The sequence below is a fragment of the Kocuria atrinae genome (assembly GCF_039531425.1).
Taxonomy (GTDB): Bacteria; Actinomycetota; Actinomycetes; order Actinomycetales; family Micrococcaceae; genus Kocuria; species Kocuria atrinae.
In genome coordinates, this window is the sequence record NZ_BAAAQA010000043.1 from 1 (window position 1) to 978 (window position 978).

At 68.3% G+C, this 978-nt stretch carries 1 protein-coding gene; it reads left to right on the top strand.

What is annotated here, in order from left to right; translation table 11 throughout:
• Positions 1 to 41 precede the first annotated feature (41 nt).
• Positions 42 to 978 (top strand): IS481 family transposase (locus ABD283_RS14300; protein WP_344225600.1); only part of this gene is annotated, 937 nt, incomplete at its 3' end.

A 978-nucleotide genomic window follows, 5' to 3' on the forward strand; every position in this document is an offset into this window, starting at 1 on the left:
TGGAAGTTCCTACACAAACATCCGCACGAAAGAGCCCGTTCATGACCCACGTTAACGCACCCCTGACACCGACCGGCCGGCTGCGCATGGTATTGCGCCACATCGAGGACGGGATCCCCAAGGCCCACGTGGCCGCCGAGTTCCGCGTCAGCCGGCCCACGGTGGCCACCTGGGTGGCCCGCTACCTCGCGGCCGGCGAGGCAGGTCTGGTTGACCGCCCCTCGATTCCGCGGCGCAGCCAGCAGCGCACCCCGGCAGTGGTCGTGAAACTGATCGAGTCCCTGCGCCGGGAGCGGAAGTGGTCGGCCCGGCGTATCCACCACCACCTGCTCGGCCTCGGCCACCAGTTGCACCTGCGCACCGTGGGCCGGTGGCTGCACCGACTCGGTATCTCCCGGCTGCGTGATCTGACCCCGGCCGGCGAGAACGCCCGCAGGACCCCGGCGCGGATCCGCGCTGCGTGGCCCGGGCATATGGTCCACCTGGATGTGAAGAAGGTCGGCAAAATCCCCGACGGTGGCGGCTGGCGGACCCACGGCCGCGGTAGCGCCCAGGCGTTGAAGTCCAAGCGCGGGCCGGGGGCGAGGGTCGGCTACACCTACCTGCACTCGGCCGTGGACGGCTTCTCCCGTCTGGCCTACACCGAAGCCCTCGACGACGAGAAAGCGGTGACCACGATCGGGTTCTTCGCCCGGGCCAGAACCTTCTTCGCCGCCCACGGGATCCACAGGATCCACCGGGTCGTGACGGATAACGGGGCCAACTACCGAGCCCGGGACTTCACCCGCACCGTGAAAGCCCTGGCCTCCCGCCACCAGCGGATCCGTGCCTACACGCCGCGGCACAACGGGAAGGTCGAACGCTACAACCGGCTACTGGTCGATGAGGTGCTCTACACCCGCACCTACACCAGCGAACACGCCCGACGGGCCGCGGTGGCGGTCTGGGTCAATCACTACAATTACCACCGACCCCATA